We start from the raw sequence: 25,588 nt of genomic DNA on the forward strand, positions 1-25,588 counted from the left end.
GTCGGTATCGAATCGGTTAGTGATGGGCGAAGGGCGAAGGCTCGGTGTCGCGCACGACGCGCACGACACGAGCGCCGGACTCCGACGTCATATCGCGGGTGCCACCGTACGACTGCGCCGCGACGTCCGCGCGAGCCATCAACTCGGCCTGTTCTGCGCGGAACGTCTGCACGCTTTGGCCGCGTTGCGATACGGGCGCGCCGGCCAGTGGGTTGTAGTACGGAGCGGGACCATAGCCGCTTGCGAAAGCAGGTGCTGCAACAGCAGCACTCGCAGCGACGAGCGCGGCAACGAAGAGACGCTTGATCATGATGAAACCTCTATAAGTAGTGAGTGAGCAGAACGCGATCTATCTCGATCGAACGAAGCAGATTCAACCGCCGCGATACAGATCCTTGACCGCAGCCAACTCGCCGTCATGCTGTGCACGCACCAGCTCCGCGCGAACCTGCGCACGCGTCTTCGGTGCGGTCTGGATCGCGCTCCAGTCCTGCGTCTGTTGCGTGGTGTAGTGAGCGGCGTTCGCATCGACAGCGTTCGCTGCATGAGCGGGGGCCGTTGCGGCGAAAGCGGCAAAACTCAGAGCCAGTGCAGTCATCGTTACTTTCATGTCGTTCTCCTTGAACGGTTTAACAGAGAGAGAAAATCCGCCCGGAGATCTGAAGGCTTGTTGCGTGAGCCAGATTCCGTCGTTGATGCATTAAAGCGAGCGGAGGTATCTGGCTTGTTTCAGGAGAGCGGCTTATTGCAATGCTGTGTATCCGTTCGAACGGCGTACACATTGAGAAACAAATCGAGTGAGTCGTCGTGCATGAACGGACACGGCGGCGATCGGTGAGATCAGGATGAGCGCGGGAGATAGCTGCGTATACGAAGCAAAGCGCGAAGCGAAGCGCAAACCGAAGCGCATCGAGAGGCCACGTTTTATCGCCTCTTTGTATCGCACTGTATCTACAACGTTGAGCGTTACATAACGTTGCACCGACGGACTTTATCGACATAAACCAGATACGTCCTCTGGTTCTAATGCTTCCACGCCAGCCGAACTGGCTTCACTGACCGAAAGCGCAAACGGGCGTTTGCGCAGGAAGACATTCATTACCTTGAGGTGTACATCATGAAACTCATTCAATCGCTCGTCGTTGCTGCTGTCGTTGCACTCCCGGCTCTTTCGTTCGCACAGTCGAGCCATCCTGTTACCCGTGCAGAAGTTCGTGCGGAACTCGTCGCGTTGCAGAAGGCCGGTTACAACCCGTCGACCGATCAAACGCAGTACCCGCAGAACATCCTCGCCGCCGAAGCGCGTCTGAATGCGCAGAACGCACAGGGCGATGTGACTGCGTCGTCGTATGGTCCGTCGATGGCAGGTTCGTCGGCATCGGGCTCTTCGCATGTGATGCACCTGTCGCAGGCGCAGTCCGAGTCGGACGTGATCGGTCTCGGTCCGATCTACGCGAAGCCGTAATTTCCAGCTGTAGTCGTACCAGTAGCAACAGGCGCGAGGTTCGCGGGCCTTCATTCTTCCGGCCACACCTCGCGTCGTTTCGACTCAACCACAACGCGCACACGTTCAGCGCATTGCCGGTTTCCTCTACCCGTTTGCTCACGGCACAAAAGCCGGATGCGTTTCTGTTTTCTCGAAAGCGCGCGGGTCTTTCAACAAACACACACGATCATCAGGAGAGTCAATCATGCATGACCCGATCAATACTCGACGTCGGCGCCTCCTCGGCACGACCGTCGCTGGTCTCAGCTTGCTTGAGCTGGGACTCAGCGGACTCGCGAATGCGCAGACTATCGGCCAGGATTCGACACCGCGCGCGGTTTCGTTCGGCAGTCTGAAGCAGGTCGATATCGGCACGCTGAGCATGGGCTACGCGGAAGCCGGTCCGCAGAATGGACCCGTCGTGATCCTGCTGCACGGCTGGCCCTACGACATTTACAGCTTCGTCGAAGTGACGCCGCTGCTCGCTGCGGCGGGTTATCGCGTGATCGTGCCGTACCTGCGCGGTTTTGGCACGACGCGCTTTCTGTCGGCGGATACGCCGCGCAACGGTCAGCAATCGGTGCTCGCCGTCGACATCATCGCGCTGATGGACGCGCTGAAAATCGACAAGGCGATTTTCGGGGGCTTCGACTGGGGCGCACGCACGGTCAACATCATCGCGGCGCTGTGGCCGGAACGCTGCAAGGCGATGGTGTCGGTGAGCGGTTATCTGATCGGCAACCAGGACGCGGGCCGCACGCCGCTGCCGCCGAAAGCGGAACTGTCGTGGTGGTATCAGTTTTACTTCGCCACGGAGCGCGGTCGGGCGGGCTACGAAGCAAATCGCAACGCGTTCAACAAACTGATCTGGCATGCGGCATCGCCGAAATGGAATTTCGACGATGCGACGTTCGCGCGCACCGCTGCATCGTTCGACAATCCCGATCACGTCGCAGTGGTGATTCACAACTACCGCTGGCGACTCGGCATCGCACAGGGCGAGCCGCAATACGACGACCTCGAAAAGCGTCTCGCGATGGCGCCGACCATTTCCGTTCCGACGATCACGATGGAAGGCGACGCGAACGGCGCGCCGCATCCCGAGCCCGCTGCCTACGCGAAGAAGTTCACGGGCCGCTATGCGCACCGGAACATCGGCGGCGGCATCGGCCACAACCTGCCGCAGGAAGCACCGAAGGCATTCGCCGATGCGGTCATCGACGTCGCGCGGTTTTAACCGGTACACGAGAACAGGAGTCACCCATGCGAACCATCCGTGCTGCACACGTCGCGCTTCTGCTTTCCGTTGTCGCGCATCACGCGTCGGCGGAGACACCGAAGTCCGCGCCTTCGCCGATCTATGGCGTCACGATTCCCGACGGTTACAGGAAGTGGGAGATGATTGCGCCGTCGATAGAAGCGGCGCCACTCGACGAGCTGCGCGTCATACTCGGCAACCCGAAGGCGATCAAGGCAATCGAGAGTTCGACGCTGCCGTATCCCGACGGAACGATCCTCGTGAAGCTCGCGTACAAGCGCAAGCAGTCGCCCGATTTCGAGCCGGCGACCGTGCCCGGGCAACCGACGACGGTGCAGGTGATGGTGAAGGACTCGCGACGTTATGCGTCGACGGGCGGCTGGGGTTTTGGCCGCTTCGTCAACGGACAGCCGGTCGACGAGGCCCAGCATCAGACGTGTTTCGCGTGTCACGCAGCGCGCGTGAAGGATCGCGATTACGTGTTCACGCGTTTCGCGCCTTGATGAAAATTTACCTGAAATGAAGCAATGAAAATCGAGGCGCGAAAGCGCCTCGATTCTTTGCGCGGACCTCAAGCCTCAAACAAAAAGCCCGGTCTCCGACAGCCCCCGCTCACGCGACGCCATCGAAAACCGGGCCACCCTCGTCGCCACAACCACACGACGAACAACTCACCCCTTCTGCGCCAGCAACGTCCGAATCGCCGCTTCCGTCTTGTCGTAATCGCCCTCACCAAAATGCGTATAGACGACGTGCCCGCTCTTGTCGATCAGATAAAACGCAGGCCAGTACTGATTCGAATACGCGTTCCACGTCGCGTAGTCGTTATCCTGCGCGACCGGATAGGTGATGCCGAACCGCTTGATCGCCGTCTTTACGTTGTCGGTGTTGCGCTCGAACGGATACTCCGGCGTATGCACACCGATCACTGTGAGCCCCTGGTCCTTGTACTTCGCGTTCCACGCTTTCACGTACGGCAGCGTGTTGATGCAGTTGATGCAGGTGTAGGTCCAGAAATCCACCAGCACGACTTTGCCGCGCAGTTTCTGCAGAGTCAGCGGGTCGCCATTCAGCCACTGGTTGATGCCGGTGAATTCGGGCGCAAGCTGATTGCTTTGAAGCGCACTCGCGGGCGCGGCGGTACCGGTTGTCGCCATCGCGGCGAACCCGGCGGCGACGGCCACGGCAAGCGTCGCACCGACGGCCACGGTTTTCAGTCGATTGAACATGTCAGAGTCCTTTTAAAGTAGGGAGAAAAGCGGAGATTCGCGCGTAGATCAGTACGTCGTACTGGAGATAGATCGCGAGCGCGGTGAGTACGACGAGCAGACCGAACACGCGTTGCATCAGCGGCGCATAGCGCGCGACGACGCGCACGCGTTGCGTCACGTAATGGCCGCCGTAGATGATCGCGAGCATCGGCACGGCCGCACCGATCGCATACAGCGTGAGCAGCAGCGCCGACCATCCGAGGTCCTGCGCCTTCACGACGAGCACGAGGATCGACGCGAGCACAGGGCCCGCGCACGGCGTCCACACCGCGCCCAGCGACATGCCAAGCACGAAGCCGCTCGAATTCTCGTTACTGCTTTTCGCCGGGTTCTTTGCGCGCGGCATCAGCGCGTGGCCGATGCGCAGCAGCGGCTCATGCAGTCGCGACACGAGCCAGTCGTACGAGCCCGGCCACAGACGCAGCAGACCCGACAGCGCCAGCAACGCGAGCCCCGTATTGCGCAACGCCTGCTGCGCGACGTGGACCGTGCTCGACACGGCACCGAGCAGCATCGCGAACGACGCGAAGGTCAGGATGAAGCCGGCGACGATGTACAGCGGCCGCGCACGGCTAGGTCGCTCGACGGACGTGCCGAGCAGGATCGGCATCACCGGCAGGATGCACGGCGATGCGATGGTCAGCAGGCCGGCCAGCAGCGCGAGCGGGGTTTCGACGAGGTTGTGCATGACGGACGTTCCAGTGGCGGGTATGGCCGTATTGGAACGTCCGCGGGTATCTGGCTTGTGTCGGCCGGACGGGGCGGGTGAAACGTTATGTGTCTGTCAGCGGGACAGATACATTGGGACACAAAACGCCGTGGTTTTACGAGCGGCGCAGCGTCTTCCGTTTGCGTGACTCGCGTGTCGGCGGCGCGGAGAAGATCGGCATGCGCCGCTGAATCCAGCGGAGCAGTTCGAGTGGCCCCGGCGCGAGCGGTCTGCCGGTCTTCACGAGCACGCGTGCCTGCGCGTTCTCGAACAGCGGATGCGCGATCGGGATCGTCGTCAGTTCGCCGGCTGCGACTTCGCGATAAGCGGCGAATTCGCCGATCAACGTGATGAAGTTTTCCACCGTCACCATGCGCTTGAGCGCGCTGAGCGAACTCGTCGTCAGCGTGGGGCGGATCGTCACGTTCTCGGCCAGCTCCAGCATCTTCACGACGTGGCCGATGCCGAACGTCGCGGGCATGATCGCGAGCGGGTACGCACGCAGATCGTCGATGCTCGCGGGCCCTTTCTTGCGTGCGAGCGGATGATCGCGCCGCGCGAGCAACACGACCGGTTGACGCGAACTCGCCCGATACTCGATCCGCGGATGCGGCGGCGGGTTATACGCGAGCCCGATATGTGCGCGGCTTTCGGCGACGTCGTCGAGGATCGCGTCCACGGCCAGCGTGTTCAGTTCGATCTCAAGCCCAGGGTACTGCGCGCAGAACGGCGCGAGCACGTCGTCGACGAGCGTATCGACGTAGCCCTCGCTGACCGCGAGCTGGATGTGTCCTTTCTGCAGGCCTTTTAACGCATGTAGCTGGTCTTCGAGCTTTTCCTGCTGCGATCGATAGCCCTGCCAGAACTCGAGCAGATGCGCGGCGGCTTCGGTCGGCTTCACGCCGCGCGCCTGGCGTTCGAACAGTGTCGTGCCGAGTTCGTCTTCGAGCAGCCTGATCTGCCGCGTGATGACCGACGGGGACGTGTTGATGTTGTCGGCCGCGCCGCGAATCGTGCCGTGCGCGAGCACCTCGTGAAAGTACCGCAGACGCTGTTGGTTGATCTCCCGCATCGCTTCGCTCCTTTGCTCCTGTCCAGAATCCATGTTGTCTGTCAGGCAACGATATGTGAACTTAGTTGCTATTGCTAGAGCGGTGTTGCCCTGCGACGATGAATTCGACCTTGGAAAAAGGCGAATGAATAACGCCGGAGCAAGGCGCTAAAGCACCTTGCTCCGGCATGGGACCAGAGTAAGCGCTGAAGCGCCAACTCTGGTCGACAGGAGACAAAACATGTCCGCAATCCACCCCTCAATCCCACACGACGAATCCGCCGCGCTCTACAGCAAACTCGACTGGCGGCTGTTGCCGTTTCTCGTCGCCTGCTACATGTTCGCGTACCTCGACCGCGTCAACGTCGGGTTCGCGAAGCTTCAGATGCAAACCGCCCTCGGCTTTTCCGACGCGGCGTATGGCGTGGGCGCGGGCATCTTCTTCATCGGCTACGTGCTGTTCGAACTGCCGAGCAACCTGATGCTGCCGCGCGTCGGTGCGCGGATGACGTTCAGCCGCATCCTCGTGCTGTGGGGCATCACGTCGGCGTGCATGCTGTTCGTGCGTAACGTGCCGGGCTTCTACGCGATGCGCTTCCTGCTCGGCGTCTTCGAAGCCGGCTTCGCGCCTGGGATGATCTACTACCTGTCGTGCTGGTACGGACCCGCGCGGATGGCGCGTGCGATTGCGCTCGTGTTCGTCGCGGGGCCGCTCGGCGGGATTGTCGGCGGGCCTGTGTCGGCGTGGCTGATGACGCGTCTTTCCGGCACGGCGGGTCTTGCGGGCTGGCAGTGGATGTTTCTCGTCGAAGGGTTGCCGTGCATCGTGCTCGGCCTGCTGACGCCGTTCATCCTGTCGAATCGCCCCGCCGACGCACACTGGTTGAACGACCACGAAAAATCGCTGCTGGCGCGCGAAGCGGCACCGAGTGTGCACCGCGCCGATTCGTTTCGCGAGGTGCTGAGAAGTCCGCGTGTCTACGTGCTCGCGTTCGCCTACTTCAGCATCATCTTTCCGATCTACGCGATCAGTTTCTGGCTGCCGACACTGCTCAGAGAGCAAGGCGTCACCGACACGATCCGGCTCGGCTGGTACACGGCGATTCCCTATGTGGCGGCAGCCGTCTGCATGTATCTGGCGGGCCGTCGATCCGACCGGCTCGGCGAACGACGCTACCACTGCGCGATCCCCGCGCTTGCCGCGGCGGCCTTCCTGATCGCGACCGTGTTCGCCGACGGCAACCTGACGCTCACACTCGTCGCGCTGACGCTGGTCACCGCGTGCCTGTGGATGGCCTACACGGTGTTCTGGGCGATTCCGTCGCAACTTGTGCAGGGCACCGCTGCGGCAGGCGGCATCGCATTGATCAATACGGTGGGACTGTCCGGCGGATTCTGGGGACCGGCCGCCGTCGGCTGGATCAAGACGTGGACAGGCAGCACGCATGGCGGCCTGCTCGTGATGGCGCTGACCGCTGCGATTGCAGCCGTGCTGATTCTGAAGAGCAAGCTGGCGTTCGAGAACGCATGAAGGTCATCGACCGCATCAAACCATTTTTTCCGCAGAAGAGAACGCAATGAAGCCCTTGAAAATCCTGATCGCCGGTTTCCAGCATGAGACCAACACGTTCGCGCCGACTAAGGCGTCCTATACGAGCTTCATTCAAGGCGAAGGTTTTCCGCCGCTGGTGCGCGGTGCCGACGTGATGACGCTGCGCGACGTCAACGTGCCGATCGGCGGATTCATCAACGCGATGGAAGCGAACGGCCACGAACTGATCCCGGTGATCTGGGCCGGCGCGAGCGCGTCGGCACACGTGACGACCGATGCATTCGAAAAAATCGGCGGCGAGATTCTTGCTGCGATCGCGGCGGGTGGCTTCGATGCAATCTATCTCGACCTGCACGGCGCGATGGTCACCGAGCAGCACGACGACGGCGAAGGTGAACTGCTCGAACGCGTGCGGCGGATCGTCGGCAAGGACATGCCGGTCGTCGTGTCGCTGGATCTGCATGCGAACGTCACCGCACGTATGTTCACGCACGCGAGCGCGCTCGTCGCGTACCGCACGTATCCGCACGTCGATATGGCCGAGACGGGCACGCGTGCTGCACGGTTGCTCGAAGACCTGATCCGCGAGCAGCGTCCGTTGCACTGCGCGATGCGTCGCGTGCCGTTTCTGATTCCGGTGAACGGGATGTGCACGCTCGTCGAACCGGCGCGCGGCATGTACCGGTTGCTCGCCGAACTCGAAGCGCAACAGGACGTGTCGGTGTCGTTTGCGCCGGGTTTTCCAGCCGCCGATTTCCCCGAATGCGGTCCTACGATCTGGGCGTATTCGTTCGATCGCAGGCATGCCGAGCACGCGGCCGATGCGCTGTTCTCGAAGATCGTCGATAACGAAGCAGACTGGGACGTGCCGTTTCTCACACCCGACGAAGCTGCGACACAGGCAGTCGAATCGAGCCGTCTCGCGAGCAAACCCGTCATCGTCGCGGACACGCAGGACAACCCGGGCGTCGGCGGCGATTCGAATACGATGGGGATGGTGCGTGCGTTGCTGCGCGCGCATGCGACCGATGCGGCGGTAGGCATGATCTGGGACGCCGCAGCGGCGACAGCCGCGCATCGCGCAGGTATCGGCGCGCTGATCTCGGTGCCGTTGGGCGGCCGCTCAGGCGTGCAGGGCGACGCGCCGCTCGAAGCCGTGTTCGAGGTCGAGCATCTGTCCGACGGACGCTTCCGCTTCGACGGTCCGATGCTCAACGGCATGCAGGGCGGGCTGGGGCTGGTCGCGTGTCTGCGGATCGAGGGCGTCAGGATCGCGGTCAGCTCGGTGAAGATGCAGATGTTCGACCGCAACCTGTTCCGCGTCGCGGGGATCGAGCCCGAGCGGATGAAGATTCTCGTCGTGAAGAGTTCGGTGCATTTCCGCGCGGACTTCGACGCGATCGCGGAAACGATCCTCGTCGCGAAGGCACCGGGGCCGATGGCAGCCGATCCGGTCGATCTGCCGTGGGAACACCTGAACCCCGACATGCGCGTGCGACCGATGGGTCAGACATTCGGCGCGCTTCATCTCGCCGACATCTGAAGCGACGAAGCGACGAAGCAGCAAAACAATGCAGCACAAAACAAAACCGGGCAGGCCCGCAATACGCGAACCTGCCCGGCCATGAACCAGCAAACGGACTGGTTAAGCAGCGACCGCCGCACGTTTCGGCGTCACCGCCGACACGACAAACGTCACGACGATATTCGCCACGAGCGCGATCAGCCCGATATACATCGGATAGGTCGCGTCGCCGAGATGCAGCGCATACACCGGCTTCAACCCTTGCACGATCGCGAGGCCCGTGCCGATCACGATGCCGACCAGCCAGCCGAGGAACAGCCCCGGCGTGTTGAGGCGTCGCGTGTACAGCGAGAACACGATTGCCGGGAAGATCTGCAGGATCCACACGCCGCCGAGCAGTTGCAGGTCGATCGCGTACTGCGTCGGCAGCACGACGATGAACACCAGCGCGCCGAACTTCACGACCAGCGAAACGATCTTCGCGGTCGAGGCTTCCGCAGCCGGCGTCATGTTCGACGACACCAGCGGACGCCACAGGTTACGCGTGAAGAGGTTCGCAGCACCGATCGACATGATCGCCGCCGGCACCAGTGCGCTGATCGCGATCGCGGCAGCCGCGAAGCCGACGAACCACGACGGGAACAGCGTGCCGAACAGCGCCGGCACGACGTCCGATGCGGACTTCACGTGGATGCCGGCAGCAATCGCCATGTAGCCGAGCAGCGCGATCAGGCCGAGCAGCAGCGTGTACGCAGGCAGGAAGATCGCGTTCTTGCGCACCGTCTGCGCCGACGCCGACGACAGCACCGCCGTCATCGTGTGCGGATACATGAACGCCGCGAGCGCAGAACCGAGTGCAAGCGATGCATACGCGGTGAACTGCGTCGGCTTCAGCAGGATGCCGGTTGCGCCGCCCTTTGCCTGGAAGAAGTGATCGGCTGCGTCGAACACGTGACCGTAACCGCCGAGCTTGACCGGAATCAGCCACACGGCTGCGATCACGACGATGTAAATCATGATGTCCTTCACGAACGCGATCATCGCCGGTGCGCGCAGGCCGCTCGTGTACGTGTACAGCGCGAGGATCACGAACGCGACGATCAGCGGCAGTTCGCCGCTCACGCCGAGCCCCTTGATCACCACCTGCATACCGACCAGCTGCAACGCAATGTACGGCATCGTCGCGATGATGCCGGTCAGCGCGACCGCTGCAGGGAACCACTTGCCGCCGTATTCGCCCTGCACATAGTCGGCGGCGGTGATGTGGTCTTTCGCGTGCGCGACCTTCCACAGCTTCGGCATCACTGCGAACACGAACGGGTAGACGATGATCGTGTAGGGCAGCGCGAAGAAGCCGTACGCGCCGACCGAATACACCAGCGCGGGCACGGCGATCACCGTGTACGCGGTATAGAAGTCGCCGCCGACGAGGAACCACGAAATCACGGTGCCGAACTGGCGTCCGCCGAGGCCCCACTCGCTCAGTTGGGTCAGGTCACCGCGCTTCCAGCGTGCCGCGAAGAAGCCGACGACGGTGACGAGAACGAAGAACACGATGAAGACGGTCATCGCGACCGGGTCGATAGGATTCAGATCGCTCATTTAAGGCCCCGATAGACGATGTAGATCAGCAGCGACGTGAGCGGCACCCAGAGGAACTGATACCAGTAGAAGAACGGAAAGCCCGCGAACGAAGGACGCGAGTCGTTGTAGAACGGCAGCCAGAGCAGCGCGACGTACGGGATGAGCAGGATGAGCCATAGCCAGGAGCGGCCGGGCTGGTCGGTGGATTCCACAGTTGTCTCCTATGTGGTTTATTGAAAGTGCGTTCAGGTCGTGCGGTGGCTTTTTGCGGCTCGCCGGGGTACTTTTCACAGGCGATACGCGGCGTGCCGGTGCATTGCAACAGAAAACGGATCGGGATGCAGCGGAGCCCACCGGAACGCATCGGAACGAACGGGCGCGGTGCAAAAGCAGCCGCGAAAGAACCGTGTTTCCAGCGTCCTGTGATTCACTGCCGATGCGATCCGGGCGGGCCGTGGTGTGCGGGCAGTATCGAACCGGCTCCGGGATCGGATGCAGCACTGCACACCGCGCTGGAAGCGCCCGCGCCTGGGGGCGTAGTATTCGCTTTCGCCGCCCCGGCGACAAGCGCACGATTACGTAAGCCAGCTACGTATTCCTACGTAGCCACTCTGTCGATCTTTCTACGATGAACCTCAAGGCGAAGATGTTTCTGCTCGCGATCGTCCCGTTTCTGGTGGCGATCGTCGGCATCGAAATTGGCGTGCGCGAACAGGCCAAAGTGCTGGCCGACATGCAGCACTCGACGATGCAGACCGCGTACATATCGAGCAAGGAACTCGAACTGAAGCATTACGTCGATCTCGCGACCAGCGCGATCGCGCCGCTCTACGACGCGTCGACCGACAACGCACGCGACGATGCGACGCTGCGTCTGCGCGCGCTCGACGTGCTGAAAAAAATGGACTTCGGTCCGGACGGCTATTTCTTCGTCTACGACATGCACGGCCGCTCGCTGATGCATCCGCGCGAAGCCGATCTCGAAGGCAAGGACCTGTGGGCGATGCGCGATCCCGAGGGCGCGCTGCCGATCCAGGAGCTGACCGCCGCAGCGGCACGCGGCGGCGGCTACGTGCGCTACATGTGGCATCGCCCGTCGACGGGACGGCTCGAACCGAAGCTCGGCTACGTGGTGCCGCTGAATCGCTGGGGATGGATGGTCGGCACCGGCATCTATCTCGGCGATGTGAACACGACGCTCGCGCAGATCGATCAACGCGCGTCGGCGAATATCGACCGTACGGTGATGTGGATCGGCGCGATCGCGCTCGCGGGGCTCGGCGTGATCGCGGTGTGCGCGCTGGTGCTGAACGTCAGCGAGTACCGCAGCGCCGACGCGAAACTGAAGCGGCTTGCGCAGCAGGTCGTCGAGTCGCAGGAGAACGAACGGGCACGGCTGTCGCGCGAACTGCACGACGGTATCGGGCAGATGATGGTGTCGGTGAAACTGCTGCTCGAATCGGCGATCGCGCATCTCGAACGCAGCGACGTGCGGATTCCGGCCGCACAAACCGCACTGTCGACGAGTCTTACGCGGCTCGGCGACACGCTGCGCGAAGTACGCCGCATCTCGCATGCGCTGCGGCCTGCGATGCTCGACGACCTCGGCCTCGCCGCCGCGCTCGAACAGCTCACGCGCGAACTCAGCGGCGAGGCCGGCATCGAGATCGCGTTCTCGCAGACCGGCCACGCGAACGCCGCGCCGATGACGGACGCGGTCAACATCGTGCTGTTCCGCATCGCGCAGGAAGCGCTGACGAACGTCGTGCGCCATTCGCTCGCGACGCGCGCGACGCTGTCGCTCGACGTGTCGGCCGATGCGGTCACGCTGTCGATGGCCGACAACGGCCGCGGCTTCGACGTCACCGATGCATTCGCCGGCCCGCGCGGCGGCGTGGGGCTGCGCAACATGCGCGAGCGACTCGAGCGGCTGGCCGGCACGCTGTCGCTGATGTCGCAGGCGGGCCACACGATTCTCACCGCGCGCGTGCCGCTTGCGAACGGCGCACCTCGCCTCACGGCCTGAAGGAACCCGACATGAACGACGCTTCACTTGCCGCAGCGCGCCTGATGCTGGTCGACGATCATCCGCTCGTGCGCGACGGTCTGCGCGCGCGGCTCGACGCGGTGCCGAATTTCACGGTCGTCGGCGAGGCGGGCAATGCCGACGAAGCGCTCACGCTTGCCGCGCTGCACGAACCCGATCTCGTGCTGATGGACGTCGGCATGAAAGGGATGAACGGCATCGAGCTGGCGGCGGTTTTTCATGAGCGCTTTCCCGCGATCCGCGTGCTGATGCTGTCGATGCACGATAACGTCGAGTACGTCACGCAGGCGGTGCGCGCGGGCGCGAGCGGCTATGTGCTGAAGGATTCGCCAGCCACCGAGATCGTGCTCGCAATCGACGCGGTGCTTCGCGGCGAGCTGTTCTTCAGCGCAGGGCTCGGCGCGCGGATGATCCAGGCGTCCGCGATGCAGACACCTGTCGAACGACTGACGCCCCGCGAGCGCGAGATTCTCGATGCGCTCGCCGATGGTCTGTCGAGCAAACAGATCGCACAACGTAACGGGCTGTCGGTGCGTACGGTGGAGACGCATCGGTTGAATCTGAAACGTAAGCTTGATATCGAAGGGCAGGCGGAGTTGATCAAGTTTGCGGTGGAGTCGCGGCGGAGAAGCTAGGCACTGCCTGCGATCCGGCGATGGGGCCGACACACCCGGCACTGCTGACTATATGTAGCCTGAATGAATAAGCGCATCGGTATTCGCACGACGCGACGTGACTTCGCACACCTTAAGTGGACGGTGCAACGCACTGCTTAAATACGGTCTGAGGAGTACACGCACGGCACGGTTCTGCTGACAGTGCGGCGTTCGCAGGGAGTGCGAGCGTCCGTCACGCGGACGGTCCGTATTCATTCGATGGCGCACGGGGGATCCGTATCGCCTTCGACATATATCAGGAGATACACCATGTCTGGCAACGGAATCGGCTCGACGCCGACCAATAACCTTTCGCACACGCAGTTTTCGACTTCTAACGCCGAGGTCGACACGCCGGCTACGCCGCGCCGTAGCAGCTCATCGCGCAGCCAGCATCCGTCGGCAAACATGCCTTCTCCGCGCGCTTCGCAGGATGGCACGGAGATGAGCGTTATTTCGCGTCCGCCCGCTGCGGTGACGCGGTCGCGGACCTCGCTAGGGGGGCGGTCGGCGCCGGGTGCGTCGTCGAACGAGGTTGATCGTATTACGGACGACGTGGAACAGGCGCTGGATGAGATCGTCAACCAACCATTGCCGCAGCACGTGAATTCGCCAGCAAGCCTCTGGCAGCACATCACCGGACGGCTGCAAGGTGCGGTCGGCGGCGCGGTCACCGCCGGTGTTACGTTCGGTGCATTCCGTGGCGTCGGCCCGATCGCCGAGCACACGACGAGTTCGGAGTATGGTCAGCAGGTAGCTACACAAATGAAGTCCGTTTTGATCGGTGCTGCTGCCGCTGGCGTGGGCAATACACTTGCAACGATGGTCCTGACACCGGCCGCAGTTGCACTCATGTCGAAATTGCTCGGGACCAGCACGGCGCTTACACCCCGATCGGCCGAGCAGATGGTGCCGCCGGGCTCCCCGGACCGCGCCGAACAGATCGCGGGTATCAAGACAGCTCAAGCCCGATTCGGTGTCGACTCACTGGCCAACATCCTTTCCGGTGGCGCGTCATTCTCTACTGCCCATGGCGTGCGCGGCGGGCTGACGGCCAACGCTGGATTGACGCCGATTGCCGGCTATGGTGCGGCTGCGGCGGCATCGTCTGCGGCAGGCGGTTTTACAGCGGTGGTGACGCAGACTCTACAGGCCAAGAGCCGGATCAAGGTGCGGGGCCCGGGTGATCAGGAATCGATCGAGGATCTCTTCGAGCATGTGTCAAAACCTCCTGTTGCCATTGGCACCGCAGTCAGCGGCGCGACGCAAGGTTTTCTCGGTGGTAGGCAGGGTATGCAGGCGGCCAGGCATCTGGTTTCGCAAGTTGGGCAACGCGCGGCGATCGTCGGCGCTTCGACCGTGGCGTACGGCCTGACGCAGGCAGCGATTCCGGCGGCCCGGCACACGCTCACCGAGCACGGTGTCTCTCCCGAACTGGCCAACAGCGTCGCCACCGGTGGGATAAATGCAGCCGGATTCGCGATGGTCGTGATCGCCTATTTCACGCTGCTCGGTAAAATCGCTGGAACGATCCCGCAGCGGAATCCGCAGCAGCCGGGGGGCGCCCCGCGCTCGTAATGTTTCGACAGGCAGTATCGATGGTTCATCCTGACTGGGTCTGAGAGGCGAGGCATCCTTTCGGGCTCGGCTGGATGACCGTCGATATGAATGTCCGGCTCCATTCCATGAGTGACGTTCGATGCACTGCGCGACCGGGTTCGACCCGTCGTGCATCGATCGATCGTCACGTGCCACGCCGTGTTCTCGCGGCTGGCCTACTTCCCTGACTGTCCGCACGCAACTTCGCTTGCTGCACTTCGACACCGATGTTCGAGGTGCGTTGCGGTGTTCCTGCGCGTCGCGAACACGTCGTCGATGTATTCCCACATCTGATTTTCTGATCCTTTAAAGGCGGGCGAAATTCATTGCCTGACCGGGCGGGATTCCGTCGTCATTCAGTTCTGCAAATGTTGCTGCGCCTTGAGTGGCCTTGGTGCGATACGTGACTCCGTTTGTCGTCCTGCGGAATGTATTCGCAGATCAATTCTGGACAACCAAGCTTTTTTATTTTCTCTCCGACGGACTTCAGGTTGCTTCGCCTTTTGTGATCATTCTTCGTTGTACTGTCATTTCGGACATCCGCTTGTCTCTATTCTGTACTTAAGCAAATCGCAATCACCCTTGTTCAAACAAGATATCTCGGACTGCGTTGCTTCTGTCTGAAGAGACGGACTAGACCCAGTTCGTGTTTTCGTTATCGCTTATCAACCTGAGGAAGAAATCATGTTTCCACGAGTCACAGCAAACGCCGCAAAAGCAGCTGCACAAGCGACGACGGCTGCACCCAAGAAAAAACTGAGTACGGGAGGCGGGATGCCCGGCAGCTCGAGCGCCATGACCTCGTTCGAAGGCATTTCAGGCCGCCGCCCCATTAGTACGGCCGTAACCGACACGAAGTTTGGTAAGGACGGTAAGGTAACGGATCCCGGCCATATCCAGTTCCAGACGTCGGAGGAAGAGCGGCAGGAGATGCCGGGATTGGCGCCAGCTATCGGGCACTCCCCGAACTTCGGCCAGGGCCGGCGGCAAAGTGTGCCTGTTAACAGTACGCTTCGGGACGGTAGCCCATTCAATGTCACTGGCGTAAGAGGGGAAGCAAAACCCTCAGGATCCGACAAGGTGATTCCGAACCCTGATCGCTTGTACGATCACGGGAAGGCTTCGCCGGAGCAACTCAGAACGCTGCGTGACATGCAGGAGCAGCCTATTTTCCCGAAGTACGAGACGAGTGGTAGCGACGGCACGAACTGCGTTTCCGGTCACGCGGAAGTGGCAAATCGGCTCGGCATGAATGTCCCGACGCCATACAAGCACACGCTGCCGCAAGAGTTGGGGGAAGACATGAAGAACAAGAAAGCGGGTGGCGACTCTTCGAGCGGAACCCGATAAGCCAGGTACACGCGATTCGACAGGCTTCGATTCCAGACCATATCGATAGAAGCGTCGTGCAGTGTCTTGATTGAACCGCTCCCCAACGGGCCTCGCGCATTCCCCATGCGCGAGGCCCGTTGCCTTTTCTTCACTGCCATGCTTCCCTTGCAAACGTTCGACATCGCAACGGAGCAACCAGCATGAGCATTCCCATCGGCATCAACCGCGACAACGCGCGACAACTCCGCGAGCGCGAACGCGCACGTTTCGTCGAGCGCATGCCAGCGTCGCGGCAACTGTCGGAGCGCGCAGCGCAGCATCTACTGTTCGGCGTGCCGCTGCACTGGATGAACGACTGGCCCACGCCGTTCTCGCTGTACGTGAGCGACGCGCGGGGTGCGCACTTTCGCGACGTCGACGGCCACGTGTACGCGGATTTCTGTCTCGGCGATACCGGCGCGATGTTCGGTCATTCGCCTGAGCCGGTCGCACGCGCGCTCGCCGCGCAGGCGGCGAAGGGGCTCACGGCGATGCTGCCGTCCGAAGACGCCGCGTGGGTCGGCGAAGAACTCGCGCGGCGCTTCGGTCTGCGGTACTGGCAGTTCGCGATGACCGCGAGCGACGCGAACCGCTTCGCCATACGCTGGGCGCGCGCGGCGACGGGGCGCAAACAGATCGTCGTGTTCAATGGCTGTTATCACGGCACCGTGGACGACGTGTTCGTCGATCTCAAAGACGGCCGCGCGACGCAACGCGACAGCCTGATCGGTCAGGTGCACGATCTGCGGCAGTACACGCGCGTCGTCGAATTCAACGATCTCGCCGCGCTGGAACGCGCGCTTGCCGACGGGCAGGTGGCTTGCGTACTCGCCGAGCCCGCGATGACCAACATCGGCATGGTGCTGCCCGCCGACGGTTACTGGCGCGACGCGCAGGCGCTGCTGCGCCGCTACGGCACGCTGCTCGCAATGGACGAAACCCACACGATCAGCAGCGGACTGCGCGGCTATTGCGCGGCTCACGGCATCGAGCCGGATATGCTGGTGCTCGGCAAGCCGGTCGGCGGCGGGATGCCGTGTGCGGTGTACGGCTTCAGTGCCGAATTCGCCGCGCGTGCGCAGCAGGCGAAGCACGCGGCGCCGCCCGGACACTCGGGCATCGGTACGACGCTGACGGCCAATCTGCTCGCCGCCGCCGCGATTCGCGCGACGCTCGCCGACGTGATGACCGATGCCGCTTATGACACGATGTTCCGCACGGCCGAGCGTCTGCAGATGAAACTCGAAGCGACGATCGCGCGCCACGGCCTGCCGTGGTGCGTGACGCGCATCGGCGCGCGCACCGAGTTCCAGTTCTCGCCGGTGCCGCCGCAAAACGGCACGGTCGCGGGTCGGCAGCTCGACGACGAACTCGAGCAGATCATCCATCTCTATCTGCTGAATCGCGGCGTGCTGATCACGCCGTTCCACAACATGATGCTGGTGTGCCCGCAGACGTCGGATGCCAACGTCGACCGGCTCGTCGATGCGTTCGACTAGTGTCTCGCCGAGATTGCATAAAGTGAACGTGAACAGCTTCGGACCCGCAAAGCCGGCTCAACTCCCCAACTGCCCCTTCAACCACCGATAAAACAGCTGGATCGTCGCCTCACGCGGATGCCCCTCACGCCACGTAAAGAAGTAATCGAGCGAGGCGGGAATCCGCACGTGCCCCAGCTGCACGAGCTCACCGCGTTCGATGAACGCGCGCGCAAGCTGCAGCCGCGCGGTCGCCACACCCTGACCCGCGACGGTCGCCTGCAGCAACAAACCCGCATCGTCGAAGATCGGCCCACGGTCCGGCTCTTCCGCAGACAGACCGGCCGCGTCGAAGAAGTCGCGCCACGAGCGCCGCGAGAAATGCAGCAGCGGCATCGTCGGCAGATCTTCGATGCGGAAGTCCGGATAGCGCGCGAGCAGTGCGGGACTGCAGACCGCGACGACCATGTCGTCGAGCAGCTTGCGGCTCAGGAACCCCGGCTCGTCGACGCGCCGATGCCAGATGCCAACGTCGACCGAATACGGATCGGGCGGCACGACGCTCGCGTGCATGTGCAGCGACAGATCGATCTGCGGATGCGTTTCGTAGAAATCGCCGAGCCGTGGAATCAGCCACACCGACAGAAAATCGGACATCGCGCTTAGCTCGAGCCGCGTGACCCCCGCGCCGCCGAGGCCGCGACGCGTCGCATCGAGTGCGTCGCGCAGGTCGTCGAGGCTGTGCCGCACGCGGTCCGCGAGTTGCGCGCCCGCCGCCGTGGGGATCATCCGCGCACCGGCCCGGCGGAACAGCTCGACGCCGAGCTGTTCTTCCAGCCCTCGCAGATGATGGCTGACGGCGCTGTGCGTCAAATGCAGTTCTTCGGCGGCGCGGCTGAAACTACGTCGGCGCGCTGCCGCTTCAAGCGCGCGCAAGGCCTGCAAGGGAGGAAGTGAGGTCGCCATGACGTCAAATTCTACTCACAATCGACGTTGAAATCTCTCGCTGGCTCCGCACGCCCGTCTCGCGAATAATCGAGCCTGTCCAATATTTCCCAGATTCCTGGAGAAGGCTGTCCGCATCATGACCTCGACCAGACTGCGCGTATTCGTCGTGTTCTCGCTCGGGTACTTCGTGTCGTACCTGTATCGCGGCGTGAACCTCGGCTTCGCGCCGCACCTGACGCACGAACTCGGCTTCTCGGCCGCCGACCTCGGCACGCTGACTAGCCTCTATTTTCTCGGCTTCGCCGGCGCGCAGATTCCCGCCGGCGTGCTGCTCGATCACTACGGCGCGCGCCGCGTCACCGCGTGCGTGATGCTGATCGCCGCCGTCGGCATCCTGCTGTTCGGCCTCGGCCACGATCTGCCGACGATGATGCTCGGCCGTCTGTTGATCGGCATCGGCGTATCGGTGTGTCTCGGCGGCGCGTTCAAGGCGACCGCGCAGCATTTCCCGACCGCGCAGCTGACGCTCGTCAACGGTCTCGTGATGGCGGTCGGCGGGCTGGGCGGGGTGGTCGTCGGTACGCCGTTGTCGTGGCTGCTGTCGGTGGTGGGCTGGCGTTCGGTCTGTCTCGGGCTCGCGGTGTTCACGGTGCTCGTCGCGGCGAACCTGTTCGCGTTCGCGCCCGAAGCGCGCGACACGCATCGTCAGGCCGGCGTATTCGAGCAGTTCAAGGGCACGTGGCACATCCTGAGTAGTCGCGCGTTCTGGAAGCTCGCGACGTTCTCCGGTCTTACACAAAGCGTGTTCTACGCGATGCAGTCGCTGTGGGTCGGCGCGTTCCTGCGCGACGTCGTGATGCAGGACACGCCCGGCGATACGGCCGCGCATGCGGCGCGCGCGGCGTCGCTGGTGTCAGTGCTGGGGGCGGCGTTCATCGTCGGCAACATCGGCTTCGGTGCGCTCGCGCGCACGCTCGAGCGGCGCGGCATGACGGTGCAGATGTCGTCCGGTCTGACGATGATCGCGTTCGTGATCGTGCAGGCGATGATCGCGGCGCGCGTGCCGTTGCCCGAGCCCGTGTTGTGGGCCGCGTACGGCGCGCTCGGCGGCACCGGCATCCTCACGTATTCGGTGCTCGCGCAGCACTTCCCGCCACGGCTGATCGGCCGCGTGAACACGACGTTCACGCTCGTGATCTTTCTCGCGATCTTCGTGCTGCAGATGGCGATCGGCGCGGCGCTCGGTCATTGGCCCGCACACGACGGCCACTTCCCCGCGATCGCGCATCGCAGCGTGTGGGCGGTGCTGATCGTGCTGCAGGCCGCGACTGCGATCTGGTATTTCATGCCGGCGCGGGGCGCGCGGGCAGTGGGGCGGGTGGTGGAGTCGCAGGCTTAGGGTCCACCCGGCGATTGGTCCGGCGTTCGCGTAGCAGTGCTATCCTGCGCTCCCACGGCCCCAAGCCGCCTTGCCCTCGCGCCTCGTACGCCCGCTTCATGACCCGCTCTTCCGCCACGCCGACACCGTCCCCGTTCCTGCTGCGCGAACTGCAACGCGATGAACTGATACGCGTGTGGACCATCGACCGCAGCGAAGTCATTCACCACATGTATCGTCTGAACGGGACGCAGCTCGAACGCTATCCCGAGTTCTTCGACATGGACGGCTGGCCCGAAGGCGAGGCCGAGCACTACACGCCGATCCTGCTCGACTGCTACGACCGGGGCGGATGGTGCGCAGGTCTGTTCGACCCGGACCCGGCCACACGCGATGACAACACACACGACATGCGTCTGTTCGGCGCGGCGATCGTCGACAGCCGCCGACTTGGTCCCGCAGCGGACATGCTGCAACTCAAGTTCCTGCACGTGAGCTGCGCGTATCGCGGTCGCGGCGCCGGCATGCAGTTGTATCGCGCGGCGCAGGCGCATGCGGCGAGCACCGGTGCACGACGTCTCTACGTGTCCGCGACGGGCTCGGAACACACCGTCGATTTCTATCTCGCGCAGGGCTTCACGGTCAGCACGCAGCCGGACCCCGAGCTGTTCGCGCTCGAGCCCGAGGACATCCACATGGAAGGTCCGCTGCTCGACTCGCTCAAACCGTATTGAGCATCCCGCCGTCGACGAAATACGTCGACCCGACGCTGTAACTCGCGCGCTCCGAACACAGGAACACGATGAAGTCGGCGAGTTCGGCGGGCGTCGCGAACCGGCGGATCGGCGCGTGCTGATCGGCAACCGATTGCAGATGCCCTTCCCAGTCGCCGCCCGAATCCTGTGTGAGCTGCTTCGCGGTCTTCACCCAGTCGGGCGTGAGCACGAGACCCGGATTGATCGTATTGACGCGGATGTTGTCGCCGATCAGTTCGTTCGCGAGATTCTTCGAGAACATCATCAGCGCGGCCTTGGTGACGTTGTAGATCGGCTCGTAGCCGAGCGGCTGCACCGCGCAGATCGATGCGTTGTGCAGGATCGCGCCGCCGCCGCGCTGCTTCATCGACGGCACGAGGCCACGTGCGAGTCGCACCGCCGCCATCACGTGCAGGTCCCAGTACGCCTGCCATTTGTCGTCGGGCGCGTTCATGATCGTTTCGTTGCTGCCGGTGCCCGCGTTGTTGAACAGGATGTCGGCGCCGCCGAATGCATCGAGCGTCGCATGCACCAGCCGGTCGACGCCTGCCTGGGTCGCGACGTCGCACGCGACCGGCACCGTCCGCACGCCGTGTTGCGCGGCGATCTGTGCGGCTGCGGCGTCGAGCCGGTCGGCGGTGCGTGCGGCGAGCACGAGGTTCACGCCTTCGGCCGCGAAGCTTTCCGCGACTGCGAGCCCGATGCCGACGCTTGCGCCCGTCAGCACCGCGACCTTTCCGCGCAGATTCAGATCCATCGAATGTCTCCTCGTTGTCGAACTGTTGTCGAGCGACGGACCGCAGTGCGGTCCGTGCCGGCCATCATAGGACACGACGGCCGCCGCGCGAAGCGGCGGCGCAGGGAGGTGTTTCGCGTGGTGACGCGTGCGCGTCAGCCGGCCGTACGGCTCGCAGCGGCGGCGCGCTGCACGGCGATCAGGTCGGTGAGACGCGCGATCTGGCGACCGCCCGCGTCGAAGTTACGATCGTCGAGCCATTGCTCGAAGCCCACGCGAATAGCCGGCCATTCGCTGTCGAGGATCGAGAACCACGTGGTGTCGCGGTTGCGTCCGCGATAGACCAGCGCCTGCCGGAACAGCCCTTCGTACGTGAAGCCGTAGCGTTCGGCGGCGGCGCGCGAGGGCGCGTTCAGCGCATCGCATTTCCATTCGAAGCGCCGGTTGCCGAGTGTGTCGAACACGTACTTCATCACGAGGTACATCGCCTCGGTCGATGCGCGGCTGCGTTGCAGCAGCGGCGAGTACGTGATGTGGCCGACTTCGATCATTCCGTTCGTCGCGTCGACGCGCATCATCGCGAGCGTGCCGACTGCCTTGCCGGTCGCGAGATCGATCACCGCGAAATGGCGCGGGTCGGTGGGTATCGTCATCTTCGTGAAGTGCGCCTTCCACACGTCGAACGAATCGAACGGACCAACCGCGAGGTAGGTAAAGTTGCGGCCGTCGGTTGCGGTGGCGTGGGCGTCGAACAGGTCGCGCGCGTGACGCTCGACGTCGACCGGCTCCAGCCGCACGAAACGGCCGGCAAGCGTGACGGCCTCGGGCGCTTTCGCGCCGCGCCAGTCGGGCAGCGGTGCACCGACCGGCAGACCGTATTCGTTATGCAGCGGGCTCAAGCGGGACTCCTTATCGGTGTGGGCGCAGGATCGTGCGCGGTGTATCGACAGCATACGACGCCTGCGGCCGGGTTTTTAGAGCCAATCGGTGGGGGTGTGTTGGGGCCAGCGCATGGTTGTGCATTCCTGTTCCGCGTTTGTTCCGTCTTGTCAGAGGTATTGCGGCTCCGTACACTCGCGCCTGACCCAAAGCGGCACAACAAGCCCGCCAACAGAGGAGACCCCCATGGCCGATTCCTATTTCCCGCGCTGGCGCGCACAACCCGGCAGCGTCGAAGGCCGCGTCGTCAATACCGACGAGCGGCTTCCCGGGCCGCAGATGATCGCGATGGGTATCCAGCACGTCGTCGCGATGTTCGGCTCGACGGTGCTCGCGCCGCTGCTGATGGGCTTCGATCCGAATCTCTGCATCTTCATGTCGGGTATCGGCACGCTGCTGTTCTTCGTGATCGTCGGCGGCCGGGTGCCGAGTTACCTCGGGTCGAGCTTCGCGTTCATCGGGCTCGTGATCTCGATCACCGGCTACGCGGGCCACGGTCCGAACGCGAACATCCCGCTCGCGCTCGGCGGGATCATCGCGTGCGGGGTCGTGTACGCGATCATCGGCGCAGTGGTGTCGGCGATCGGCACGAAGTGGATCGAAACACTGATGCCGCCGGTCGTCACTGGCGCGATCGTCGCGGTGATCGGGCTCAACCTCGCGCCGATCGCGGTGCACGGCGTCAGCGGCAGCGCGTTCGAATCGTGGATGGCGCTCGTCACCGTGCTGTGCGTCGGCGCGGTTGCGGTGTTCACGCGCGGGATGGTGCAGCGTCTGCTGATTCTGGTCGGGCTGCTGATCGCGTACGCGCTCTACGCGATCGTCGCGAACGGCCTCGGGTTCGGCAAGCCGATCGATTTCTCGATCGTCGCGAACGCCGCATGGTTCGGTCTGCCGCACTTCACCGCGCCGGTCTTCGACGTGAAAGCGATGACGCTGCTCGCGCCGGTCGCCGTGATTCTCGTCGCGGAAAACCTCGGCCACATCAAGGCCGTCAGCGCGATGACCGGCCAGAATCTCGACCGCTACGTGGGCCGCGCGTTCATCGGCGACGGCCTCGCGACGATCGTCTCCGGCTTCGCAGGCGGCACCGGCGTGACAACCTACGCGGAAAACATCGGCGTGATGGCCGTCACGAAAATCTACTCGACACTGGTGTTCGTGATTGCTGCCGTGATCGCGCTGATCCTCGGCTTCTCGCCGAAGTTCGGCGCGGTGATCCAGACGATTCCGGGGCCCGTGCTCGGTGGCGTGTCGATCGTCGTGTTCGGTCTGATCGCGGTGACGGGCGCGCGCATCTGGGTCGTCAACAAGGTCGACTTCGCGGACAACCGCAACCTGATCGTCGCCGCCGTGACGCTCGTGCTCGGCGCCGGCGATTTCTCGCTGAAGCTCGGCGACTTTGCGCTCGGCGGGATCGGCACGGCAACGTTCGGCGCGATCGCGCTGTACGCGTTGCTGCGCCGCAAGCCGGCGCAGGCGCCCGTCGTCTGAACTTAAGTCTTTGCGCGGTTGCGACTCGTCAGCGCGCTCTCGGACAGATCCACTTCGCGCATCAGCTTGCCGAGCGTTTCGTCGTTGATCTGCAGCGTGTTGCGCAGACCGAGTAGCGCCTTGCGTTCGGCGCGCATCGCGGCGAGCTTCATGCGGAATTCGAGCGCCTCGGCGGCGCGCGCTTCTTCGGCGGTTTCGCGCTCGTTGGTGAGCGTGGCGAGCCGTCGACGGTACAGGTCCATCACGCGCGCGGTCACGTCGGTTGCGTAGGCGGCGGCCGCTTCGTCGAGATCGGCGGTTTCGGTTTCGTGCAGATCGTCCACGGCGCGGATCGCGGCCTGGGCCGCATGCACGCGCGCGAACTGTTCTTCGACCGCATGCGGATCGCGGCCACGACGCCAGCCGCGCAGCAGTATCGGTAAAGCGAACACCGCGACCAGCAGCGACAGCAGAATCACACCCGACGCGATGAAAATCGCGACGTCGCGGCCCGGCAACAGCGTGCCGTCTCTGAGCATGACGGGCAGCGACAACACACCCGCCATCGTCACCGCGCCACGCACGCCGGCCACGGTCGTCACGGCGACCGTGCGCAGCCCCGGCACCGCACTTTCGACGCCACGCTTCGCGGCGCCCCGGCTCGCGAACCAGCGCAGCAGCCACACCCACACGAAACGGATCGCGTACAGCGCGAGCGCGACCGCCGCGACGTAGCCGAGCAGACGCCACACCTGTGCATTGCTCGTCTGGTGCGCGTCGAGCAACGCGCGGCCGAGCACATGCGGAAACTGCAGACCGAGCAGAAGGAACACGATTCCGTTGAACACGAAGCCGACCATCACCCACGTGCTGGCCAGCCGCATCCTCGTCGCGACCGGACTCGACACGACGATGCGCGTGTAGTTCATCGTCATGCCGGCCGCGACCGCGGCGAGAATCCCCGAGCACCCGAGGTGTTCCGCGAACAGATAGGCGGCGAACGGGATCAGCAGCGTCATCACGACGCCGGGTGCCGGGTCGCCTTCGCGTGTGAGGTGCAGGAAGCGCTCCGACGCGAAGCTGAAAATCCACGCGACCGCGCCGCCGATCGCGAGTCCACCGACCGCGATCACGACGAAGCTGATCGATGCGTCGCGCAGCGAGAACACACCGGTGAGCGCGGCGGCGATCGCGAACTTCAGCGCGACGAGACCCGACGCGTCGTTCATCAGCGCCTCGCCTTCGAGGATGTGCATCAGCTGCGCCGGAATGCGGGTCTTGCCGGCGATGCCGCTCAACGCGACCGCGTCGGTCGGCGACAGCACGGCGGCCAGTGCGAACGCGACCGGCAGCGAGATCGTGGGCACCAGCGCGTGCACGAAATAGCCGACTGCAAGCACCGTCATGAACACGAGCCCGAGCGCGAGCATCAGGATCGCTCGGCGCTGCATGAAGAACTCGCGCTTCGGAATCCGCCAGCCGTCCGCGAACAGCAGCGGCGGGATGAACAGCAGCATGAAGATCTCGGGATCGAAGGTCACATGCAGGCCGAGCCTCGGCCACGCGAGCATCGCGCCGATCGCGATCTGCACGAGCGGCAGCGGGAGCGAGAACGGCAGCAGACGGACGACGATGCCGGATGCGGCGACGGCGAGCAGCAGGATCAGAACGGTAAAGACGATTTCCATCGGCGGATTCGAAAGCGGGCGACGGTGGAGCGAGGCACGGGACGCGGTGCAACGCGGCGAACGGTGATGCTGGGTGTGACGGTT

The 25,588-nt window shown here is 63.6% G+C and carries 24 protein-coding genes; 13 read left to right on the forward strand and 11 right to left on the reverse strand.

The features are described from left to right. Positions 1-16: 16 nt before the first annotated feature. A complete protein-coding gene (locus tag E1748_RS24655) occupies positions 17-310 on the reverse strand; it encodes a hypothetical protein (RefSeq protein ID WP_133649888.1) in 294 nt (97 codons plus the stop codon). Between the two features lie 63 nt (positions 311-373). After that, positions 374-610 carry a DUF4148 domain-containing protein gene (locus E1748_RS24660; protein WP_133649889.1) on the reverse strand — a complete coding sequence of 79 codons (237 nt, stop codon included), beginning with the start codon at positions 608-610 and terminating at the stop codon, positions 374-376. Between the two features lie 507 nt (positions 611-1,117). Here E1748_RS24660 and E1748_RS24665 point away from each other — a divergent pair. The 3 genes from E1748_RS24665 (at position 1,118) to E1748_RS24675 (ending at position 3,247) form a co-directional block, all read left to right on the forward strand. Then, positions 1,118-1,465, forward strand: a complete 348-nt coding sequence (locus E1748_RS24665) for a DUF4148 domain-containing protein (protein WP_133649890.1) — start codon at positions 1,118-1,120, stop codon at positions 1,463-1,465. Between the two features lie 226 nt (positions 1,466-1,691). Continuing rightward, positions 1,692-2,723 carry an alpha/beta fold hydrolase gene (locus E1748_RS24670; protein ID WP_133649891.1) on the forward strand — a complete coding sequence of 344 codons (1,032 nt, stop codon included), beginning with the start codon at positions 1,692-1,694 and terminating at the stop codon, positions 2,721-2,723. Positions 2,724-2,749: 26 nt separating this feature from the next. Continuing rightward, positions 2,750-3,247: a cytochrome P460 family protein gene (locus E1748_RS24675; protein ID WP_133649892.1), complete on the forward strand. Its 498-nt coding sequence runs from the start codon at positions 2,750-2,752 to the stop codon at positions 3,245-3,247. Positions 3,248-3,415: 168 nt separating this feature from the next. Here E1748_RS24675 and E1748_RS24680 read toward each other — a convergent pair whose 3' ends face one another. From E1748_RS24680 to E1748_RS24690, 3 genes are all read right to left on the reverse strand, one after another. After that, positions 3,416-3,973: a thioredoxin family protein gene (locus E1748_RS24680; RefSeq protein ID WP_133649893.1), complete on the reverse strand. Its 558-nt coding sequence runs from the start codon at positions 3,971-3,973 to the stop codon at positions 3,416-3,418. A 1-nt stretch (position 3,974) separates the two neighbouring features. Next, entirely contained in the window at positions 3,975-4,703 is a 729-nt protein-coding gene (locus E1748_RS24685; protein WP_133649894.1) for a cytochrome c biogenesis CcdA family protein, read from the reverse strand. Between the two features lie 136 nt (positions 4,704-4,839). Then, positions 4,840-5,796, reverse strand: coding sequence for a LysR family transcriptional regulator (locus tag E1748_RS24690; protein WP_133649895.1), 957 nt, complete (start codon positions 5,794-5,796; stop codon positions 4,840-4,842). A 220-nt stretch (positions 5,797-6,016) separates the two neighbouring features. Between E1748_RS24690 and E1748_RS24695 the strand changes: the two genes are divergently transcribed. Beyond that, positions 6,017-7,306: an MFS transporter gene (locus tag E1748_RS24695; RefSeq protein WP_133649896.1), complete on the forward strand. Its 1,290-nt coding sequence runs from the start codon at positions 6,017-6,019 to the stop codon at positions 7,304-7,306. A 55-nt stretch (positions 7,307-7,361) separates the two neighbouring features. Beyond that, positions 7,362-8,870, forward strand: a complete 1,509-nt coding sequence (locus E1748_RS24700) for a M81 family metallopeptidase (RefSeq protein ID WP_133650509.1) — start codon at positions 7,362-7,364, stop codon at positions 8,868-8,870. A 102-nt stretch (positions 8,871-8,972) separates the two neighbouring features. Here the strand turns inward: E1748_RS24700 and mctP are convergent, their stop codons facing one another. Both mctP and E1748_RS24710 read right to left on the reverse strand, forming a co-directional pair. After that, positions 8,973-10,454, reverse strand: coding sequence for a monocarboxylate uptake permease MctP (gene mctP / locus E1748_RS24705; protein ID WP_133649897.1), 1,482 nt, complete (start codon positions 10,452-10,454; stop codon positions 8,973-8,975). After that, entirely contained in the window at positions 10,451-10,648 is a 198-nt protein-coding gene (locus E1748_RS24710; RefSeq protein ID WP_133649898.1) for a DUF3311 domain-containing protein, read from the reverse strand. Before E1748_RS24710 ends, mctP begins: the two co-directional genes overlap by 4 nt. 416 nt (positions 10,649-11,064) lie before the next feature. On the opposite strand from E1748_RS24710, the gene E1748_RS24715 reads away from it, so the two are divergent. The 5 genes from E1748_RS24715 (at position 11,065) to E1748_RS24735 (ending at position 17,608) form a co-directional block, all read left to right on the forward strand. Further along, the gene (locus tag E1748_RS24715) at positions 11,065-12,462 is read left to right on the forward strand and encodes a cache domain-containing protein (protein WP_133649899.1); all 1,398 of its coding nucleotides are present in this window, start codon (positions 11,065-11,067) and stop codon (positions 12,460-12,462) included. Positions 12,463-12,473: 11 nt separating this feature from the next. Next, complete coding sequence (locus E1748_RS24720) at positions 12,474-13,118, forward strand: response regulator (RefSeq protein ID WP_133649900.1); 645 nt, start codon at positions 12,474-12,476, stop codon at positions 13,116-13,118. Between the two features lie 291 nt (positions 13,119-13,409). Continuing rightward, positions 13,410-14,717, forward strand: a complete 1,308-nt coding sequence (locus E1748_RS24725) for a hypothetical protein (protein ID WP_133649901.1) — start codon at positions 13,410-13,412, stop codon at positions 14,715-14,717. A 705-nt stretch (positions 14,718-15,422) separates the two neighbouring features. After that, a complete protein-coding gene (locus E1748_RS24730; RefSeq protein WP_133649902.1) occupies positions 15,423-16,088 on the forward strand; it encodes a type III effector in 666 nt (221 codons plus the stop codon). 182 nt (positions 16,089-16,270) lie between these two features. Then, on the forward strand, positions 16,271-17,608 hold the full coding sequence (locus E1748_RS24735; protein WP_133649903.1) for an aspartate aminotransferase family protein: 1,338 nt from the start codon (positions 16,271-16,273) through the stop codon (positions 17,606-17,608). Between the two features lie 57 nt (positions 17,609-17,665). On the opposite strand, the gene E1748_RS24740 is transcribed toward E1748_RS24735, so the two are convergent. Further along, a complete protein-coding gene (locus tag E1748_RS24740) occupies positions 17,666-18,553 on the reverse strand; it encodes a LysR substrate-binding domain-containing protein (protein ID WP_133649904.1) in 888 nt (295 codons plus the stop codon). 118 nt (positions 18,554-18,671) lie between these two features. Here E1748_RS24740 and E1748_RS24745 point away from each other — a divergent pair, with 118 nt between their 5' ends. Both E1748_RS24745 and E1748_RS24750 read left to right on the forward strand, forming a co-directional pair. Further along, complete coding sequence (locus E1748_RS24745) at positions 18,672-19,934, forward strand: MFS transporter (RefSeq protein WP_133649905.1); 1,263 nt, start codon at positions 18,672-18,674, stop codon at positions 19,932-19,934. Positions 19,935-20,032: 98 nt separating this feature from the next. Further along, positions 20,033-20,647: a GNAT family N-acetyltransferase gene (locus tag E1748_RS24750; protein WP_133649906.1), complete on the forward strand. Its 615-nt coding sequence runs from the start codon at positions 20,033-20,035 to the stop codon at positions 20,645-20,647. Here the strand turns inward: E1748_RS24750 and E1748_RS24755 are convergent. After that, positions 20,634-21,425: an SDR family NAD(P)-dependent oxidoreductase gene (locus E1748_RS24755; RefSeq protein ID WP_133649907.1), complete on the reverse strand. Its 792-nt coding sequence runs from the start codon at positions 21,423-21,425 to the stop codon at positions 20,634-20,636. The genes E1748_RS24750 and E1748_RS24755 overlap by 14 nt on opposite strands. A 134-nt stretch (positions 21,426-21,559) precedes the next feature. Continuing rightward, the gene (locus E1748_RS24760; protein WP_133649908.1) at positions 21,560-22,303 is read right to left on the reverse strand and encodes a GNAT family N-acetyltransferase; all 744 of its coding nucleotides are present in this window, start codon (positions 22,301-22,303) and stop codon (positions 21,560-21,562) included. A gap of 226 nt (positions 22,304-22,529) precedes the next feature. On the opposite strand from E1748_RS24760, the gene E1748_RS24765 reads away from it, so the two are divergent. Beyond that, positions 22,530-23,837 (forward strand): solute carrier family 23 protein, encoded by a 1,308-nt coding sequence (locus E1748_RS24765; RefSeq protein ID WP_133649909.1) that lies wholly within the window; start codon positions 22,530-22,532, stop codon positions 23,835-23,837. A 2-nt stretch (positions 23,838-23,839) separates the two neighbouring features. Here the strand turns inward: E1748_RS24765 and E1748_RS24770 are convergent, their stop codons facing one another. Continuing rightward, the gene (locus tag E1748_RS24770) at positions 23,840-25,504 is read right to left on the reverse strand and encodes a Na+/H+ antiporter (RefSeq protein WP_133649910.1); all 1,665 of its coding nucleotides are present in this window, start codon (positions 25,502-25,504) and stop codon (positions 23,840-23,842) included. Positions 25,505-25,588 lie beyond the last annotated feature (84 nt).

The sequence above is a fragment of the Paraburkholderia flava genome, assembly GCF_004359985.1.
GTDB lineage: Bacteria > Pseudomonadota > Gammaproteobacteria > Burkholderiales > Burkholderiaceae > Paraburkholderia > Paraburkholderia flava.

Excerpts from the sequence above, each read along its gene's own strand:
- E1748_RS24680 (WP_133649893.1), bottom strand. The coding sequence starts at position 3,973 with ATGTTCAATCGACTGAAAACCGTGGCCGTCGGTGCGACGCTTGCCGTG.
- mctP (WP_133649897.1), bottom strand. The coding sequence starts at position 10,454 with ATGAGCGATCTGAATCCTATCGACCCGGTCGCGATGACCGTCTTCATC.
- E1748_RS24665 (WP_133649890.1), top strand. The coding sequence starts at position 1,118 with ATGAAACTCATTCAATCGCTCGTCGTTGCTGCTGTCGTTGCACTCCCG.
- E1748_RS24755 (WP_133649907.1), bottom strand. The coding sequence starts at position 21,425 with ATGGATCTGAATCTGCGCGGAAAGGTCGCGGTGCTGACGGGCGCAAGC.
- E1748_RS24730 (WP_133649902.1), top strand. The coding sequence starts at position 15,423 with ATGTTTCCACGAGTCACAGCAAACGCCGCAAAAGCAGCTGCACAAGCG.
- E1748_RS24720 (WP_133649900.1), top strand. The coding sequence starts at position 12,474 with ATGAACGACGCTTCACTTGCCGCAGCGCGCCTGATGCTGGTCGACGAT.
- E1748_RS24660 (WP_133649889.1), bottom strand. The coding sequence starts at position 610 with ATGAAAGTAACGATGACTGCACTGGCTCTGAGTTTTGCCGCTTTCGCC.
- E1748_RS24715 (WP_133649899.1), top strand. The coding sequence starts at position 11,065 with ATGAACCTCAAGGCGAAGATGTTTCTGCTCGCGATCGTCCCGTTTCTG.
- E1748_RS24740 (WP_133649904.1), bottom strand. The coding sequence starts at position 18,553 with ATGGCGACCTCACTTCCTCCCTTGCAGGCCTTGCGCGCGCTTGAAGCG.
- E1748_RS24750 (WP_133649906.1), top strand. The coding sequence starts at position 20,033 with ATGACCCGCTCTTCCGCCACGCCGACACCGTCCCCGTTCCTGCTGCGC.
- E1748_RS24765 (WP_133649909.1), top strand. The coding sequence starts at position 22,530 with ATGGCCGATTCCTATTTCCCGCGCTGGCGCGCACAACCCGGCAGCGTC.
- E1748_RS24655 (WP_133649888.1), bottom strand. The coding sequence starts at position 310 with ATGATCAAGCGTCTCTTCGTTGCCGCGCTCGTCGCTGCGAGTGCTGCT.
- E1748_RS24695 (WP_133649896.1), top strand. The coding sequence starts at position 6,017 with ATGTCCGCAATCCACCCCTCAATCCCACACGACGAATCCGCCGCGCTC.
- E1748_RS24685 (WP_133649894.1), bottom strand. The coding sequence starts at position 4,703 with ATGCACAACCTCGTCGAAACCCCGCTCGCGCTGCTGGCCGGCCTGCTG.
- E1748_RS24670 (WP_133649891.1), top strand. The coding sequence starts at position 1,692 with ATGCATGACCCGATCAATACTCGACGTCGGCGCCTCCTCGGCACGACC.
- E1748_RS24675 (WP_133649892.1), top strand. The coding sequence starts at position 2,750 with ATGCGAACCATCCGTGCTGCACACGTCGCGCTTCTGCTTTCCGTTGTC.
- E1748_RS24690 (WP_133649895.1), bottom strand. The coding sequence starts at position 5,796 with ATGCGGGAGATCAACCAACAGCGTCTGCGGTACTTTCACGAGGTGCTC.
- E1748_RS24725 (WP_133649901.1), top strand. The coding sequence starts at position 13,410 with ATGTCTGGCAACGGAATCGGCTCGACGCCGACCAATAACCTTTCGCAC.
- E1748_RS24735 (WP_133649903.1), top strand. The coding sequence starts at position 16,271 with ATGAGCATTCCCATCGGCATCAACCGCGACAACGCGCGACAACTCCGC.
- E1748_RS24770 (WP_133649910.1), bottom strand. The coding sequence starts at position 25,504 with ATGGAAATCGTCTTTACCGTTCTGATCCTGCTGCTCGCCGTCGCCGCA.
- E1748_RS24745 (WP_133649905.1), top strand. The coding sequence starts at position 18,672 with ATGACCTCGACCAGACTGCGCGTATTCGTCGTGTTCTCGCTCGGGTAC.